This window comes from Pantoea sp. Tr-811 (assembly GCF_011752535.1).
Taxonomy (GTDB): Bacteria; Pseudomonadota; Gammaproteobacteria; order Pseudomonadales; family Pseudomonadaceae; genus Aquipseudomonas.
Window position 1 is genome coordinate 13641 of record NZ_VWXJ01000020.1, and the last position, 17737, is coordinate 31377.

Here is a 17737-nt window from a genome sequence, read left to right on the forward strand (position 1 = left end):
TTATCCTTGGATCAGACGGGCAATTTCAGCCACGCGTTGCGCCACCAGCGCTTCATCGCCACGGCTTTCGACGTTCAGGCGCAGCAGCGGCTCGGTATTCGACCCGCGCAGGCTGAAGCGCCAGTCGGCGAACTCGACGCTGATGCCGTCGGTGCGGTCGACGCTTGGGTTGTGCGGCAGGTAGAAGGCCAGGATCTTCTCGAGGGTGCCTTTCACATCGGCCACTTCGTAGTTGATCTCGCCGCTGCACGGGAACGCTGCAATACGCTCGTCCACCAGCTGGGCCAGGCTCTTGCCGGTTGCGCTCATCAGCGCGGCCACCAGCAGCCAGGGGATGTTGCCGCTGTCGCAGTAGGCGAAGTCGCGGAAGTAATGGTGGGCGCTCATCTCGCCGCCGTACACGGCGTCTTCGGCGCGCATGCGCTCCTTGATGAAGGCGTGGCCGGTTTTGCTCTGGATGGCCTGGCCGCCGGCAGCACTGACCTGCTCGATGGTGTTCCAGGTCAGGCGCGGGTCGTGGATGATCTTGCTGCCCGGGTGCTGGGCCAGCAGCATTTCGGCCAGCAGGCCGACCACGTAGTAACCCTCGATGAAGCGGCCCTGGTTGTCGAAGAAGAAGCAGCGGTCGAAGTCGCCGTCGAAGGCGATGCCCATGTCGGCACCGGTGTCGAGCACGGCCTGGCGGGTGAGCTCGCGGTTTTCCGGCAGCAGCGGGTTGGGGATGCCGTTGGGGAAGTTGCCGTCGGGCTCGCCATTGATGATGGTGATGGCCAGCGGCAGGCGCGCCTTGAGCAGTTCCAGTACCGGGCCGACGGCGCCGTTGCCGGGGTCGGCCAGCACCTTCAGCGGCTTGAGCGCGGCCAGGTCGATGTAGGTCAGCAGGTGGTCGATGTAGGCAGTTTTGTCGAACGCTTCGCGGATGCTGCCTGGGGTGGCGGCCTGGGCGCCGAGCTCGCCGGCTTCGACACGTTGGCGAATATCGTTGAGGCCAGTATCGCCGCTGATCGGCCGGGACTGCTCGCGCACCAGCTTCATGCCGTTGTAACCCTTGGGGTTATGGCTGGCGGTGACCATGATGCCGCCATCGGCCTGGTAGTGGCTGGTGGCGAAATACACTTCTTCGGTGCCGCACAGGCCAATGTCGATCACATCGGCGCCGCCTTCGGTCAGGCCTTTCATCAAGGCGCGGGACAGGCCGGGGCTTTCCAGGCGCATGTCGCGGCCAACGACGTAGCTGCGCCCGCCCAGTTGGGCCACCAGGGCACGGCCGATGCGGTAGGCGATGTCGTCGTTGAGGTCGGTCGGCACTTGGCCGCGAATGTCATAGGCTTTGAAGCAGCGGGTTTGAATAGGTGCGTACATACATCTCTCTCGGTGGGTGACGCCTGCGCGTACACCGACGGGAAGGGGATGGCCGGCGAATGGATTGCCGCATGAGCATCGGCCCGGCGCCTCGGTGAGGCGCACAGGGGCCGACAGGAAAGGCCTGGGGTCAGGCGTCGCAACGACCGTATTTGTCCTCGAAGCGGACGATGTCGTCTTCGCCGAGGTAGTCGCCGCTCTGCACTTCGATCAGGACCAGGTCTATGACACCTGGATTTTGCAAACGGTGCTTGTGGCCGGCACGAATGAAGGTGGATTCGTTGGTGTTGAGCATCAGCTCCTGGTCGTCATTGACCACCACGGCCATGCCGCTGACCACAATCCAGTGCTCGCTGCGGTGGTGATGCATCTGCAGCGACAGCGACGCCTTGGGCTTGACCACGATGCGCTTGATCTTGAAGCGCTCGCCGTCTTCCAGGGTGGTGTAGGTGCCCCATGGGCGGTGCACCGTCTGGTGCAGCATGTGGGCTGCGTGGCCGTCGGTTTTCAGGCGCTTGACGATGTGCTTGACGTCTTGGGCGTGGTCCTTGTGGGCGATCAGCAGGGCGTCCGGGGTGTCGACCACCAGCAGGTCCTGCACGCCGACCAGGGCCGCCAGGCGGTCTTCGGTGCTGACATAGTTGTTGCTGGCGCCGTAGGCCATCACTTCGCCTTCAAAGCGGTTGCCGTGCTCGTCGGGCGGGGTCAGTTCGCTGACGGCGTTCCACGAGCCGATGTCGCTCCAGCCGATGTCGCACGGAATGGTCGCGACCTTGCGCGAGCGCTCCATCAGCGCGTAGTCGATGGAGATGTCCGGCACCTGGGCGAAGCTGTCGGCATCCAGCGACAGGCAGCTGTAGCCTTTGGAGGTGGCGCGGCGCGAGCTTTGCAGGGTGTGCTCGACGGCTTCGAGCACATCCGGGGCGTGGGCCTTGAACTCTTCGAGCACGGCGCCGACCTGGAAGCAGAACATGCCGGCGTTCCAGAAGTAGTTGCCGGCCGCCACGTAGGATTCGGCGGTTTTCTGGTCAGGTTTTTCGACGAAGCGCTCAACCTTGAGGCCACCTTCGAGCTTGCCGGCAGCGGCTGCCTCGATGTAGCCGAAACCGGTTTCCGGGTACTGCGGCTTGATACCGAAGGTTACCAGCCAGCCCTGCCCGGCCAGGTTCACGGCCTTGGCCACGGCATCGGCGAAAGCGGTTTCGTCCTGGATCAAGTGGTCGGCGGCCAGTACCAGCATGTAGGCCTGCGCGCCGTGGGTCTGCTGCAGTTGCAGTGCGGCGGCGGCTACGGCGGCAGCGGTGTTGCGGCCGAACGGCTCAAGGATGTAGCCCTGGGCGTGGCCCTGGGTATTGATGGTGCGGTACTCGTCTTCGGTCTTGAACAGAAGCTCACGGTTGGTAACGGTCAGCACCTCAACCACACCGTCCAGGCGTGCGGCGCGCTGGAAGGTCTTCTGGATGAGGTTTTGCCCGTCCGGCAGGGTCATGAACGGCTTTGGGTGAGCCTCACGGGACACTGGCCACAAACGGCTACCAACGCCACCAGAAAGAATTACCGGGATCAATTCCATAATCGAGTCCTTAACGGCCACTTGAAGTTTTCAACCTTCAGGGAACCTGCATGTGTCTTATATCTGACCGCTGCCGCGACAGCCGCAACAGCGCTTAAATTTACGCGCCCAGCGTGTGAATTCCCTGGCCATCCATAGGCTCAAGACGCAAGCTTCGGCCAGTAGAATACCAGAGATTTTTCCCTGTAGCTTGGTGGCGGAAGATGCGCCAATCGCGGCTTCGCCGTGTAAAGAAAGGCAAATTGCCAGCACTTGTAACCGCCACGAAACACTTCGTGGCGGGTATAAGACAGCAGTGTTTGTCAATGTTCAGTGAAAGGCCTACCTATTGGGCAATTAAAATGTCCGCCGGTCGATTCAGTTGCCCCAGCCGAAGCGCCAACGCCTGCTTCAAGGCTACTTTCGCCTTGGGCGCCCCATGCACGAGAACGATCTTCTCTGGGCCATGGGATATACCTTCAACGAACGTTACCAAGCCCACTTGATCGGCATGCCCCGAATAACCACCCATTGAGATCACTTTTGCGCGGATCTCTTGCAACTGCCCATCCAGGTCGATGTGCACGAAGCCTTCGGCACCTTCACTGGCCTGAATCACGGCGCCGGGCGTGCCCTTGGCCTGGTAGCCGACGAACATCACTTCATGGCGCGGGTCACCCAGCATGGCCTTGAGGTAGTTGACGATGCGCCCACCGGAGCACATGCCGTTGCCAGCAATGACGATCGCCGGCCTGCCGGTGCTTTTCAGGTAGTTGACCACCTGCTGGTGCCGGGCATGGGTATCGACGCTCAGCAACTGGGCAAAGCCGAGCGGCGCCCTGCCCTCGCCCAGGCGCTGCTGGGCATCGTCATTCCAGAAGGCATGCAGCTCGCCGTAAACCTGGGTGATGCGCTGCGCCAGTGGCGAATCGAGGATGATCGGCAAGCGGGACCAGTCCGTGAACTTCAGCGGGTCTGCCAGGGGATCGAGCGCTTTCCCTTGGGCCAGCTGCTTGCGGTGCAGGATGTCTTCAAGCTCGTACAGCAGCTCTTGGGTACGCCCCAGGCTGAACGCTGGAATCAGCAAGGTGCCGCTGTCGGCCAGGGCGCGATCGATGGCGGCTTCCAGGCGTGCCAGGCGATCGCTGCGCCCGGCGTGCAGGCGGTCACCGTAGGTGCTTTCCAGTACCAGGATATCGGCGCGCTCCGGCGACTGCGGCGCCCGCAACAACGGGTTGCAGGGTGCCCCCAGGTCGCCCGAGAACACCACCCGGGTGCTGCTGGCGGCGCCTGGGTAACCCACATCGCATTCCACATAGGCTGAACCGAGCAGATGGCCGGCGCGCTGCAAGCGCACGGTGCAACTGACACCCGCCCCTTCGACCACAGGGTGCCACTGATCGAATGGCACCGCCACGATCAGCCGCTGCAGCAGCGCAAGGTAGCGGTCGACCTGTACCGGGTCGGCGCTGATACCCAGCTTGTAGGCATCCTCCAGCACCAGGGGCAACAGCCTTGCAGAGGGCTCGCTGCACAGGATGGGGCCGCGAAAACCAGCAGCCAGCAAGGCCGGAATGCGGCCTACGTGGTCGAGGTGAACATGAGTGACAACGAGTGCCTGGATGCCAGCAATATCAAAGCCGATGGGCGCAGATTCGCTGCCTGGCGTGGCATCATCGCCTTGTTCAAGGCCGCAATCGATCAATAGACTGGTGGCCGCGTCGAGGTGCAATTGGTGGCACGAACCGGTGACGCCGCGGGTGCCACCATGGTGGGAAAGGCTGGGGAAACTCATTGGGTGCACGCTCGCCAGGGCCGGAAGTGGAGCTGCTATTAGCCCACTTTGGCCGAGCTGTGCACAGGTGATGCTTTCCTACTGTGCTGTAGGAATTTTCATCAATTCCCGCTCAAGACTGCCTGGCGTGCAGAAGCGCGGATCTTGCGCTTGCTGCGCTGCACACCGTAGGCGCCAAGCAGTGGGCCAACGGCAAGGCCCAACACCAAGGCGCAAAGCACAGGCACTGCCGCCGGCAGTTCCGGGGCCGACCAGCCGAACAGCATCAGTGCCACCGGTTGCTGGTTTTCCAGCACGAAGAACAGCACCACAGCCGCCAACAGCAGCACGAACAACGCCGCCAAGGCGCGCTTGAGGTTACGCATCAGATTGCTCCTTCACGGCTTAAAGGTGTTCGTGTTCTTCTTCGTTCACCCGGTCACGCAGTTCTTTGCCGGGTTTGAAGTGTGGCACGAACTTGCCTTCCAGCTCCACCGACTGGCCGGTCTTGGGATTGCGCCCAACCCGTGGTGCCCGATAGTGCAGGGAAAAACTGCCAAAACCACGGATCTCGATGCGATCACCTGTGGCCAGGCATTGGGACATCTGTTCAAGCATGGTCTTGATGGCCAACTCCACGTCCTTGGACGAGAGCAGCCCCTGATGGGTGACAATACGTTCGATCAGCTCCGACTTCGTCATATTTTTCCCTTCGTTATCAAGCAGCTAGATCATTGCTTAATCAGTTTGTAGCACGCCCGGAGGGATTTGAACAGGGCGGTTCTTGACTTAATAAAAAAATTCAAGATTGGAATGAAAGGAAATATGTGGTGTTTGGGCTGAGATCGAGCGCCGCCTGCGCGGCGCATCGCGAGCTGCGCTCGCTCCTACGTTTGTTTTGGCCGGTAACGCCGATAAGGGTAAATGTAGGAGCGAGCGCAGCTCGCGATGCGCCGTGCGAACGGCGCTCGATCTCATAGGCGCCATTCACATCCTGAAAACCTGATTACCGCTGCCACTCGAACACCCCGACTACGCTGTGCCAGGACGTCTCCATTCAAGGATGAATGCAATGATCAAAGCCCATGGCAACCGCCTTCGCCACGCCCGCTGCTCGGTACCAGGCAGGCTCTACATGCTAACGACCGTTACCCACCAGCGTCGGCCGCTGCTGCGCAACTTCCGCCATGCAAGGCTGGTCATCCATCACCTTCGCGAGGCAGAGCAAAGACAGCACTGCCGATCGCTCGCCTGGGTGGTCATGCCAGATCATGTTCACTGGCTGCTTGAATTGAAAGACACGACACTTGGAACGTTGATGCAACGCTTCAAGTGCCAGTCCAGCCATGCATTGCGCAAGGCCGGTGTTGGTGCATCACCCATCTGGCAGGCCGGTTATTACGACCATGCGCTCCGGCGGGATGAGGACGTCGTGAAGATGGCCAGGTACATCACCGCCAATCCAATCAGGGCGGGGTTGGTGACTAAGGCGGGGGATTATCCGCATTGGGATGCGGTGTGGGTTTGAGATGGGGCGCCGCTTTGCGGCGCTTCGCGAGCTGCGCTCGCTCCTACCGGGTTTGCGTAGGCATAAAAAAAGGGTGGCCCGAAGGCCACCCTTTTTTACCGATCAAACAGAACTTAGTTCTGCTTGGCCATAGCTTCGCGCAGCAGCGCGGCCATGGTGGTGTCGGCAGCCGCTTCCGGAGCGTTTTTCAGGCTCTGGATGGCTTCACGCTCTTCAGCGTCGTCTTTCGACTTGATCGACAGGCTGATCACGCGCGACTTGCGGTCAACGCTGATGATCTTGGCTTCGATCTCTTCGCCTTCCTTCAGAACGTTACGCGCGTCTTCAACGCGGTCACGGCTGATTTCGGAAGCTTTCAGAGTGGCTTCGATGTCGTCGGCCAGGGTGATGATGGCGCCTTTGGCGTCAACTTCTTTCACGATGCCCTTGACGATAGCGCCCTTGTCGTTGACAGCAACGAAGTTGGAGAACGGATCGTCTTCCAGCTGCTTGATGCCCAGGGAGATGCGCTCGCGCTCTGGGTCAACCGACAGGATGACGGTTTCCAGCTCGTCGCCCTTCTTGAAACGACGTACGGCTTCTTCGCCGGTTTCGTTCCAGGAGATGTCGGACAGGTGAACCAGGCCGTCGATGCCGCCGTCCAGGCCGATGAAGATACCGAAGTCGGTGATCGACTTGATGGTACCGGTGATCTTGTCACCCTTGTTGAACTGGCCGGAGAAGTCTTCCCATGGGTTGGACTTGCACTGCTTGATGCCCAGGGAGATACGACGACGCTCTTCGTCGATGTCCAGAACCATAACTTCCACTTCGTCGCCAACCTGAACGACTTTCGACGGGTGGATGTTTTTGTTGGTCCAGTCCATTTCGGAAACGTGTACCAGACCTTCAACGCCTTCTTCCAGCTCAGCGAAGCAGCCGTAGTCGGTCAGGTTGGTAACGCGAGCCTGTACGCGAGTACCTTCTGGGTAGCGCGAAGTGATAGCAACCCACGGATCTTCGCCCATCTGCTTCAGACCCAGCGAAACGCGGTTGCGCTCACGGTCGAACTTCAGAACGCGTACGTCGACTTCGTCGCCAACGTTAACGATTTCCGATGGGTGCTTGATGCGCTTCCAAGCCATGTCGGTGATGTGCAGCAGGCCGTCGATACCGCCCAGGTCCACGAATGCGCCGTAGTCGGTGAGGTTCTTGACGATACCTTTGACTTGCTGGCCTTCCTGCAGGGTTTCCAGCAGGGCTTCGCGCTCGGCGGAGTTCTCGGCTTCCAGCACGCTGCGACGGGAAACGACAACGTTGTTGCGCTTCTGGTCCAGCTTGATGACCTTGAATTCCAGCTCTTTGCCTTCCAGGTGGGTGGTGTCGCGCACTGGGCGGACATCAACCAGGGAGCCCGGCAGGAACGCACGGATGCCGTTAACGTCGACAGTGAAGCCGCCCTTAACCTTACCGTTGATAACGCCCTTGACCACTTCTTCGGCGGCGAAAGCTGCTTCCAGAACAATCCAGCACTCGGCGCGCTTGGCTTTTTCACGGGACAGCTTGGTTTCGCCAAAGCCGTCTTCGACCGCGTCCAGCGCAACGTGAACTTCGTCACCGACCTTGATGGTCAGCTCGCCAGCTTCGTTGTAGAACTGCTCGAGCGGGATGACGCCCTCGGACTTCAGGCCAGCGTGTACGGTAACCCAGTCGCCGTCGATGTCGACAACGATACCGGAGATGATGGCACCCGGCTGAAGATTGAGGGTTTTCAGGCTTTCTTCAAAGAGTTCTGCAAAGCTTTCGCTCATTTTAATTCCTGTAGATTCGGGCGAAACAAACGCCCCTCGCCACATTCCAGACAATGTGGGTTTGTTTTAAGTAAAGGAAAGCCGGCAGGACGTTGACTGGTGCCCCTGCCTGCTTTCCTGGCTATCACAGCAAGTCGCGCTGGGCGAGCTCGCTTCTGATACGTTGCAGCACCTGCTCGATGGACAACTCGGTAGAGTCCAGCTGAATGGCGTCGGCCGCTGGTTTCAGCGGGGCCACTGCGCGCTGGGTGTCGCGCTCATCACGCGCACGAATCTCATCTAGCAGACTCGACAGACTAACATCTTCACCCTTGCCCTTCAACTGCAGGTAGCGGCGACGGGCACGCTCCTCGGCGCTGGCGGTCAGGAACACCTTCAGCGGCGCATCGGGGAACACCACGGTGCCCATGTCGCGGCCATCGGCAATCAGCCCGGGCGCTTCACGGAAGGCGCGCTGGCGCTGCAGCAGCGCTTCACGCACCGCCGGCAGCGAGGCGACCATCGATGCACCGGCACCGACGGTTTCGGTACGGATGACGTTGCTGACATCCTCACCCTCAAGAATGATCTGCTGCAGCTTACCCGGCTCGGCCGCGATGAACTGCACATCCAGATGGGCGGCCAGGGCCTTGAGCAGTTCTTCGTTGGTCAGGTCGACGCCGTGGTTGCTGGCGTTGAACGCCAGCAACCGGTACAGCGCGCCGGAGTCCAGCAGCTTCCAGCCGAGCTCGCGGGCCAGCAGGCCGGCGACCGTGCCCTTGCCCGAGCCGCTTGGGCCATCGATGGTGATGACCGGTGCTTGCGAATTCACGACTTGCCCTCTTCGGCCACGCGGATACCCACGTCGGCACACAGTTTCAGGAAGTTCGGGAACGAGGTGGCGACGTTGGCGCAGTCATGGATGCGGATCGGCGCATTGGCGCGCAGCGAGGCAACGCTGAAGGCCATGGCGATACGGTGGTCGCCGTGGCCGTGCACTTCACCGCCGCCGATCTGGCCGCCGTCGATGATGATGCCGTCCGGGGTTGGCTCGCACTTCACGCCCAGGGTGACCAGGCCATCGGCCATCACCTGGATGCGGTCCGATTCCTTCACCCGCAGCTCTTCGGCGCCACGCAGCACGGTGCGCCCTTCAGCGCAGGCAGCGGCAACGAACAGCACCGGGAACTCGTCGATGGCCAGCGGTACCAGCTCCTCTGGGATGTCGATACCCTTGAGGCGGGCACCGCGCACGCGCAGGTCCGCCACCGGCTCGCCGCCGACTTCACGCTGGTTCTCCAGGGTGATGTCGCCGCCCATCAGGCGCAGGATGTCGATGACGCCGGTGCGGGTCGGGTTGATGCCGACGTGTTCGAGCACCAGCTCCGAGCCTTCGGCAATCGAGGCGGCCACCAAGAAGAACGCGGCGGAGGAAATATCCGCGGGCACTTCGATGCGGGTGGCGGTCAGTTTGCCGCCAGCTTCCAGCGAGGCCACCGGCCCGTTGGTTTCAACGGCGTAACCGAAGCCGCGCAGCATGCGCTCGGTGTGGTCACGGGTTGGCGCAGGCTCGGTGACGGTGGTTTTGCCTTCGGCGTACAGGCCGGCCAGCAGCAGGCAGGATTTGACCTGAGCGCTGGCCATCGGCAGCGTGTAGGTCAGCGCCTTGAGCTTGCTGCCACCACGAATGGTCAGCGGCGGGCGGCCTTCGGGGCCGGTTTCCACCACCGCGCCCATTTCCCGCAGCGGGTTGGCCACGCGGTTCATCGGGCGCTTGGACAGCGAGGCGTCGCCGGTCATAGTGACGTCGAACGGCTGGCCGGCCAGCAGGCCCGAGAGCAGGCGCATCGAGGTGCCGGAGTTGCCGACATACAGCGGGCCAGGCGGCGGCTTGAGGCCGTGCAGGCCAACGCCGTGGATGGTCACGCGGCCATGGTTCGGGCCTTCGATGACCACACCCATGTCACGGAAGGCCTGCAGGGTCGCCAGGGCGTCCTCGCCTTCGAGGAAGCCTTCGACTTCGGTCGTGCCTTCGGCCAGCGAGCCGAGCATGATCGAACGGTGGGAAATCGACTTGTCGCCCGGTACGCGGATTCGCCCGGTCAGGCGGCCACCCGGTTGGGCCAGGAAAATCAGATCGTTGGCGTTCATAGCGTCCACATAGGCCCGGCGGGCCAGGATTTTACTGAAATGCTCGCGGGCAACACGTGCGCGGGTGAATACTCCCAGCAACTGATGCCCGTCCCCAGCATCGACCGCGTCGCGCAAGGCGTCGAGGTCGCTGCGAAATGTATCGAGGGTACGCAGGACCGCCTCGCGGTTGGCGAGGAAGATGTCGTGCCACATGGTCGGATCGCTGCCGGCGATTCGGGTGAAATCGCGGAACCCTCCCGCAGCGTACCGGAAGATGTCGAGGTTTTCATTGCGCTTGGCCAGTGAATCGACCAGGCCGAAGGCCAGCAGGTGCGGCAAGTGGCTGGTGGCGGCCAGCACTTCGTCATGGCGCTCGACGGGCATGTGCTCGACGTCGGCATCCAGCGCACGCCACAGGCGGTCGACCAGGGCCAGGGCGGCCGGGTCGGTTTCCTCCAGCGGGGTCAGGATTACCTTGTGCCGGCGGAACAAGGTGGCGTTGGCAGCCTCGACCCCGCTCTGCTCGGAACCGGCGATCGGGTGGCCGGGCACGAAGCGCGGCAGGCGCTGGCCGAACACGGCGCGCGCCTCACGCACGACATTGCCCTTGGCACTGCCCACATCGGTGATCACGGCATGGCCCAGGTCAAGCTTGGCCAGGTGCGCCAAGACCTTTTCCATGGCCAGGATCGGCACCGCGAGCTGGATTACATCGGCACCGACGCAGGCGGCGGCGAGGTCGGCTTCGCAGCGGTCGACCACGCCCAGGTCCACGGCCAGCTTGCGCGACGGGGCATCGAGGTCGACACCGACCACTTCCCGGCACAGGCCGCTTTCGCGCAGGCCCTTGGCGAAGGAACCGCCGATCAGGCCGAGGCCGACGACGACCAGGCGGTCGATGATTGGTGCGGGTTTGGTGTTTGCTGCATTTACCACTGGTGCGAACCCTGTTCAGAAATCTGGGCAGTTTGTGAGGCCGATTGGGGCGGCTTTGCCGCCCATCGCGACTTAACAGTCGCTCCTACATGCGCCCCGAGGCCTTGAATCAAAGCACTGCCTTGGGATAGGAACCCAGCACCTTCAGCGCCACGGCATCCTGGCTGATCTTCTCCAGCACCGCCTTGATCAGCGGGTCGCGGTGGTGGCCGACGAAGTCGATGAAGAACACGTAGGTCCACTTGCCACTGCGCGACGGGCGGGTTTCGATGCGGGTCAGGTCGATGCCGTTCTCGTGGAATGGCACCAGCAGCTCGTGCAACGCACCTGGCTTGTTGCTCATCGACACGATGATCGAGGTTTTGTCGTCACCGGTCGGCGGCACTTCCTGGTTGCCGATCATCAGGAACCGCGTGGAGTTGTCCGGGCGGTCTTCGATCTTCTCGGCCAGGCGAGTCAGGCCGTACAGGTTGGCCGCCATGTCACCGGCGATGGCCGCCGAGTTCCACTCGCCCTTGACCCGCTTGGCCGCTTCGGCGTTGCTGGAAACCGCCACGCGCTCCACGTTCGGGTAGTGCGCATCCAGCCACTTGCGGCACTGGGCCAGGGACTGGGCGTGGGAGTAGATACGGGTGATGCTGTTGGTCTTGGTGCTCTCGCCCACCAGCAGGTGGTGGTGAATGCGCAGCTCCACTTCGCCGCAAATCACCATGTCGTGCTCAAGGAAGCTGTCGAGGGTGTGGCTGACCGCACCCTCGGTGGAGTTTTCCACCGGCACCACACCGAAGTTGACGGCGCCGGCCGCCACTTCGCGGAACACTTCGTCGATGGCCGCCATCGGCCGGCTGACCACGGCGTGGCCGAAGTGCTTCATGGCCGCGGCCTGGGTGAAGGTGCCCTCTGGGCCGAGGTAGGCGACCTTGAGTGGTTCTTCCAGGGCCAGGCACGACGACATGATTTCGCGGAACAGCCGCGCCATCTCTTCGTTGCCCAGTGGGCCCTTGTTGCGCTCCATCACGCGCTTGAGCACGGCGGCCTCACGCTCGGGGCGGTAGAACACCGGCTTTTCGCCTTCGGCCAGCGAAGCGGTTTTGACCCGCGCCACTTCTTCGGCGCAGCGGGCGCGGTCGCTGATCAGCTCGAGGATTTTCTCGTCGAGGCTGTCGATGCGCACGCGCAGGGCCTTGAGTTCCTGTTCGGACATCAGCCGTGCTCCTTCTCGAATTCGGCCATGTAGGCCACCAGGGCTTCCACCGCGTCCAGGCCCAAGGCGTTGTAGATCGAGGCGCGCATGCCGCCGACCGAACGGTGACCCTTGAGGTTGAGCAGGCCACGGGCATCGGCGCCGGCCAGGAAGGCTTTGTCCAGGCGCTCGTCGGCCAGGCGGAATGGGACGTTCATCCACGAACGGGCGTTGTGGCTGATCGGGTTGGTGTAGAACTCGCTGGCGTCGATGAAACCGTACAGGCGGTCTTTCTTGGCGCGGTTGCGCTGTTCCATGGCGTCGACGCCGCCCTGCTCCTTCAGCCACTCGAACACCAGGCCCGAGAGGTACCAGGAATAGGTGGCCGGGGTGTTGTACATCGAACCGTTGTCGGCCGACACCTTGTAGTCGAGCATGGTCGGGCAGCTGCTGCGGGCACGGCCCAGCAGGTCTTCACGCACGATCACCACCACCAGGCCGCTCGGGCCGATGTTCTTCTGCGCGCCTGCGTAGATCAGGCCGTATTGCGACACGTCGATCGGGCGCGAGAGGATGTCGGAGGACATGTCGACCACCAGCGGCACGTCACCGGTTTCCGGCACCCAGTCGAACTGCAGGCCACCGATGGTTTCGTTGGACGCATAATGGACGTAGGCGGCGTTCTTGGTCAGCTTCCACTCGTTCTGGCCAGGAATGGCCAGGTAGTCGTAGGGCTTGGCGCTGGCGGCGACGTTGACGCTGCCGAAGCGGCGCGCTTCCTCGATGGCCTTCTTCGACCAGATGCCGGTTTCCACGTAGTCGGCGGTGGCGTTTTCCGGCAGCAGGTTCAGCGGAATCTCGGCGAACTGCTGGCTGGCGCCACCCTGCAGGAACAGCACCTTGTAGTTGGAGGGGACGGACAGCAGGTCACGCAGGTCCTGCTCGGCCTTTTCGGCGATGGCCACGTAGTCATCGCTGCGATGGCTCATTTCCATCACCGACAAGCCCTTGCCGTTCCAGTCCAGCATTTCGGCCTGGGCGCGCTGCAGTACAGCGTCAGGAAGCGCGGCAGGGCCTGCGCAGAAGTTAAAGGCTCGTTTGCTCACATCCACTCTCGCTCTAATAGAACAAAAATCTAACCAATCTGGTGCAGCGCAACCCCTGTAGGAGCGGGCTTGGCCCGCGAACACCGGCGAAGCCGGTGCCATCTAGCGCAGTGCCTGCATCGCGAGCTGCGCTCGCTCCTACCGGGTGCGGGCGGGCCGTGGGGCGCACCCTTCACAGTCAAACGGGGCGACCTTGGTCGCCCCGCTTGGGTTTTACGCTTGCTTATTCCTGTGCAGCCTCTTCGCTGCCAGCGGCTTCATCATCTGGCGCATCGGCCTCGACGCCCTCCTCGTCCGGCTCGACCAGGTCATCGAGTTCGTCCTCGGACGGCTCCTGGATACGCTCCAGGCCCACCAGCGTCTCGTCGGTGGCCAGCTTGATCAGGGTGACGCCCTGGGTGTTACGGCCCAGGCTGGAAACCTCGCCAACCCGTGTGCGCACCAGGGTGCCCTGGTCGGAGATCAGCATGATCTCCTCGCCTTCCTGCACCTGAATGGCGCCGATCAGCAAACCGTTGCGGCCCTTGGTGCCCATGGCGATCACGCCCTGGCCGCCACGCCCGCGACGCGGGAACTTCGACAGCGGCGTACGCTTGCCGAAGCCACGCTCCGACGCGGTGAGGATCTGCGCGCCCGACTCAGGAATCAGCATCGAGATGATCTGCTGGCCCTTGCCCAGCTTCATGCCGCGCACGCCACGGGCGGTACGGCCCATTTCGCGCACTACGCTCTCGGCGAAGCGGATCACCTTGCCGGCGTCGGAGAACATCATCACTTCCTTGGCGCCGTCGGTGATGGCCGCGGCAATCAAGGTGTCGCCTTCCTTGAGCTTCAGGGCGATCAGGCCGCTGGAGCGTGGGCGGGCGAACTGCGCCAGCGGGGTTTTCTTCACGGTGCCGGAGGCAGTCGCCATGAAGATGTACGCGCCGGTCGGCTCTGCCGCCCACTCCGGGGTATCGCCGTCTTCTTCGTCGATTTCCTCGGCTTCGACGATTTCGCCTTCGATCACGCCATCGTCGCCGTCTTCCAGCTCTTCTTCAGGGTCGGCGTTCTGCTGCAGGGCTTCCAGGTCGATCTGCAGCATGGCGGTGATGCGCTCACCTTCCTCCAGCGGCAGCAGGTTGACCAACGGGCGGCCACGGGCAGCGCGCGACGCTTCAGGGATGTCGTAGGTCTTGAGCCAGTACACCTTGCCCTTGCTGGAGAACAGCAGCAGGGTGGCGTGGCTGTTGGCGACCAGCAGGTGCTCGATGTAGTCCTCGTCCTTCACGCCGGTGGCCGACTTGCCCTTGCCACCCCGGCGCTGGGCCTGGTAGGCGGACAGCGGCTGGGTCTTGGCATAACCGCCGTGGGAGATGGTCACCACGCGCTCTTCTTCCGGGATCATGTCGCCGTAGTTGAGGTCGTGGCGGGCATCGAGGATTTCGGTGCGACGGGCATCGCCGTACTCGGCACGAATGGCTTCGAGCTCTTCGCGAATCACTTCCATCAGGCGCTGGGCGCTGTTGAGGATGCGGATCAGCTCGCCGATTTGCTCGAGAATTTCCTGGTACTCGGCCAGCAGCTTCTCGTGCTCCAGGCCGGTCAGGCGGTGCAGACGCAGGTCGAGAATCGCCTGGGCCTGTTCCGGCGACAGGTAATACTTGCCATCGCGCAGGCCGTACTGCTCGGGCAGGTCTTCAGGGCGGCAGGAATCGGCGCCGGCGCGCTCGACCATGACCTGCACGGCACTGGATTCCCAGGCAGTGGACACCAGCGCTTCCTTGGCTTCGGACGGCGTTGGCGAGGCCTTGATCATGGCGATCACCGGGTCGATGTTGGACAGCGCAACCGCCTGGCCTTCAAGGATATGGCCACGCTCGCGGGCCTTGCGCAGCTCGAACACGGTACGGCGGGTCACCACTTCGCGGCGGTGACGGATGAACGCTTCGAGCAGGTCCTTGAGGTTGAGCAGGCGCGGGCGACCGTCGACCAGGGCAACCACGTTGATACCGAACACGCTCTGCAGCTGGGTTTGCTGGTAGAGGTTGTTGAGCACCACCTCCGGCACCTCGCCGCGGCGCAGCTCGATGACGATGCGCATGCCGTCCTTGTCGGACTCGTCGCGCAGCTCGGTGATGCCTTCGATTTTCTTCTCTTTGACCAGCTCCGCGATCTTCTCGATCAGGCGGGCCTTGTTCAGCTGGTACGGCAGCTCGGTGACGACGATCTGCTGGCGGCCACCAACCTTGTCGATGTCTTCGATCTCGGAGCGGGCACGCATGTAGATGCGGCCACGGCCGGTACGGTAGGCCTCGATGATGCCCTGGCGGCCGTTGATGATACCGGCAGTCGGGAAGTCGGGGCCGGGGATGAACTGCATCAGTTCATCGATGGTGACGTCCGGGTTGTCGATCAGCGCCAGGCAACCGTCGATCACTTCACCGAGGTTGTGCGGCGGAATGTTGGTTGCCATGCCCACGGCGATACCGCTGGAGCCGTTGACCAGCAGGTTGGGGATGCGGGTAGGCATCACCGCCGGGATCTGCTCGGTGCCGTCGTAGTTGGGCACCCAGTCGACGGTTTCCTTGTGCAGGTCGGCAAGCAGCTCGTGGGCCAGCTTGGTCATGCGCACTTCGGTGTATCGCATGGCCGCGGCGTTGTCGCCGTCCACCGAACCGAAGTTGCCCTGGCCGTCGACCAGCAGGTAGCGCAGCGAGAAGGGCTGGGCCATACGCACGATGGTGTCGTAGACCGCGGTGTCGCCGTGCGGGTGGTACTTACCGATCACGTCACCGACCACACGGGCGGATTTCTTGTACGGTTTGTTCCAGTCGTTGCCCAGCTCGCTCATCGCGTAGAGGACGCGACGATGCACGGGCTTCAAGCCATCGCGGGCATCGGGCAGCGCTCGCCCGACAATCACGCTCATGGCGTAGTCGAGGTAAGACTGTCTCAGTTCGTCTTCGATATTGACCGGGAGGATTTCTTTGGCCAGTTCGCCCATGAGAAGCCTGATTCCTTTTTTCGGGTGAAACTTCGTAGCTCCATCAAGGGCCGAACGAAGCTCGCCGCCGCAGCGCATAGGGGTGCGACGACTTACGACAAATCAATGAGTTGTTGCATGGATCTGCGCAATGAAGGCCGCCTTCGTGGGCGGTCCTGGAAACTGCCGGATGTTACCACAAAGGCGGGGCGGTGGGGAGATAGGGTACGGGGTGGTTGCGCGGGATATTAGCGCCGCTCACGCGGCGCATCGCGAGCTCTGCTCGCTCCTACCCGGCATGCGCAACCCCGGCAACGCTCGCGATGGGGGCCTCAATGCAAACGCTTGCGGCACATCAGCTGCGCCAGCTTGGCAGCATCGGGCCGTTCGACGATGCCGCGCTCGGTGACGATCACGTCGATCAGGTCGGCCGGAGTTACGTCGAACACCGGGTTGAACACCTCCACATCCGGCGCCACACGGGTGCCGGCGTAGTCCAGCAGCTCATCGGCCTCACGCTCTTCCAGCGGAATGTCCTCGCCCGTGGCCAGGTTGAGGTCGATGCTGGTGCTTGGCGCCACCACCATGAAGCGCACGCCGTGGTGCATGGCACTGACCGCCAGCTGGTAGGTGCCGATCTTGCTGGCCATGTCGCCATTGGCCGCGATGCAGTCGGCGCCCACCACCACCCAGGTGATGCCCTTGGTCTTCATCAGGTGGGCCAGCGCCGAATCGGCGCACAGGGTGACCGGAATGCCTTCGCCGGCCAGCTCCCAGGCCGTCAGCCGCGCACCCTGCAGCCAGGGGCGGGTTTCGCCGGCGTACACCCGCTCGACCATGCCTTCCAGGTAACCGGCGCGGATCACCCCCAACGCCGTGCCGATGCCACCGCTGGCCAGGGCACCGGCATTGCCATAGGTAAGCAAGGTCTGGGCATTGCCCTGGTGGCGGCGGATCAGCTCGATGCCGTGCTGGGCCATGGTCAGGTTGGCCTCGCGGTCACTCTCGTGAATGGCCACGGCCTCGGCCTCCAGCGCCGCCAGCACGTCTTCTTCGTCGCGCACCCGCTGCAGGCGGTCGCGCATGCGGTTCAGGGCCCAGAACAGGTTGGCGGCAGTGGGGCGCGCCTCGGCCAGGCTCAGGAAGTCTTCTTCCAGGTCCATTTCCCAGTCGCCGCCTTCGGCCAGGCGCTCCTCCAGGGCCAGCACCAGGCCATAGGCCGCGGCGATGCCGATGGCCGAGGCGCCGCGCACGGCCATGTCACGGATCGCCGCAACCACCTGTGCAACATTGTCGCAGGCCAGCCAGCGCTCTTGCGACGGCAGCAGGCGCTGGTCGAGCAGGTGCAGGACGCCGTCGTGCCAGCGAATCCCGGTCACCTTCTCCGCCGCCAAAAGTCGCTCGCGCATCGCCTCTCCCCGTCGTTCGG

Annotated in this window: 13 protein-coding genes; 1 reads left to right on the forward strand and 12 read right to left on the reverse strand. The window is 62.9% G+C overall.

The window, feature by feature from the left end; all coding sequences use genetic code 11:
* From F3J44_RS24225 to ihfB, 5 genes are all read right to left on the reverse strand, one after another.
* Complete coding sequence (locus tag F3J44_RS24225) at positions 1-1362, reverse strand: phosphomannomutase (RefSeq protein WP_167276786.1); 1362 nt, start codon at positions 1360-1362, stop codon at positions 1-3.
* A gap of 130 nt (positions 1363-1492) precedes the next feature.
* Entirely contained in the window at positions 1493-2935 is a 1443-nt protein-coding gene (locus tag F3J44_RS24230; RefSeq protein ID WP_167058631.1) for a mannose-1-phosphate guanylyltransferase/mannose-6-phosphate isomerase, read from the reverse strand.
* Between the two features lie 325 nt (positions 2936-3260).
* Positions 3261-4709: an MBL fold metallo-hydrolase RNA specificity domain-containing protein gene (locus tag F3J44_RS24235; RefSeq protein WP_167276789.1), complete on the reverse strand. Its 1449-nt coding sequence runs from the start codon at positions 4707-4709 to the stop codon at positions 3261-3263.
* A 101-nt stretch (positions 4710-4810) separates the two neighbouring features.
* A complete protein-coding gene (locus F3J44_RS24240) occupies positions 4811-5074 on the reverse strand; it encodes a lipopolysaccharide assembly protein LapA domain-containing protein (RefSeq protein ID WP_167276792.1) in 264 nt (87 codons plus the stop codon).
* 19 nt (positions 5075-5093) lie between these two features.
* On the reverse strand, positions 5094-5390 hold the full coding sequence (ihfB, locus tag F3J44_RS24245) for an integration host factor subunit beta (RefSeq protein ID WP_167058638.1): 297 nt from the start codon (positions 5388-5390) through the stop codon (positions 5094-5096).
* Positions 5391-5760: 370 nt separating this feature from the next.
* Between ihfB and F3J44_RS24250 the strand changes: the two genes are divergently transcribed.
* On the forward strand, positions 5761-6216 hold the full coding sequence (locus F3J44_RS24250; RefSeq protein ID WP_167276795.1) for a transposase: 456 nt from the start codon (positions 5761-5763) through the stop codon (positions 6214-6216).
* A gap of 113 nt (positions 6217-6329) precedes the next feature.
* On the opposite strand, the gene rpsA is transcribed toward F3J44_RS24250, so the two are convergent.
* The 7 genes from rpsA to mtnA all read right to left on the reverse strand — a co-directional run bounded on the left by rpsA (position 6330) and on the right by mtnA (position 17717).
* Positions 6330-8006: a 30S ribosomal protein S1 gene (gene rpsA / locus F3J44_RS24255; RefSeq protein ID WP_167058644.1), complete on the reverse strand. Its 1677-nt coding sequence runs from the start codon at positions 8004-8006 to the stop codon at positions 6330-6332.
* A 124-nt stretch (positions 8007-8130) separates the two neighbouring features.
* On the reverse strand, positions 8131-8817 hold the full coding sequence (gene cmk / locus F3J44_RS24260) for a (d)CMP kinase (protein WP_167058647.1): 687 nt from the start codon (positions 8815-8817) through the stop codon (positions 8131-8133).
* Entirely contained in the window at positions 8814-11054 is a 2241-nt protein-coding gene (locus F3J44_RS24265) for a bifunctional prephenate dehydrogenase/3-phosphoshikimate 1-carboxyvinyltransferase (protein WP_167276798.1), read from the reverse strand. The genes cmk and F3J44_RS24265 overlap by 4 nt, the downstream gene beginning before the upstream one ends.
* A gap of 109 nt (positions 11055-11163) precedes the next feature.
* A complete protein-coding gene (gene pheA, locus F3J44_RS24270; RefSeq protein WP_167058653.1) occupies positions 11164-12258 on the reverse strand; it encodes a prephenate dehydratase in 1095 nt (364 codons plus the stop codon).
* Positions 12258-13343: a 3-phosphoserine/phosphohydroxythreonine transaminase gene (gene serC / locus F3J44_RS24275; protein ID WP_167276801.1), complete on the reverse strand. Its 1086-nt coding sequence runs from the start codon at positions 13341-13343 to the stop codon at positions 12258-12260. The genes pheA and serC overlap by 1 nt, the downstream gene beginning before the upstream one ends.
* A 223-nt stretch (positions 13344-13566) precedes the next feature.
* Positions 13567-16329 carry a DNA gyrase subunit A gene (gene gyrA / locus F3J44_RS24280; RefSeq protein WP_167276804.1) on the reverse strand — a complete coding sequence of 921 codons (2763 nt, stop codon included), beginning with the start codon at positions 16327-16329 and terminating at the stop codon, positions 13567-13569.
* Positions 16330-16640: 311 nt separating this feature from the next.
* On the reverse strand, positions 16641-17717 hold the full coding sequence (mtnA, locus tag F3J44_RS24285) for an S-methyl-5-thioribose-1-phosphate isomerase (protein WP_167276807.1): 1077 nt from the start codon (positions 17715-17717) through the stop codon (positions 16641-16643).
* Between the last annotated feature and the right edge of the window lie 20 nt (positions 17718-17737).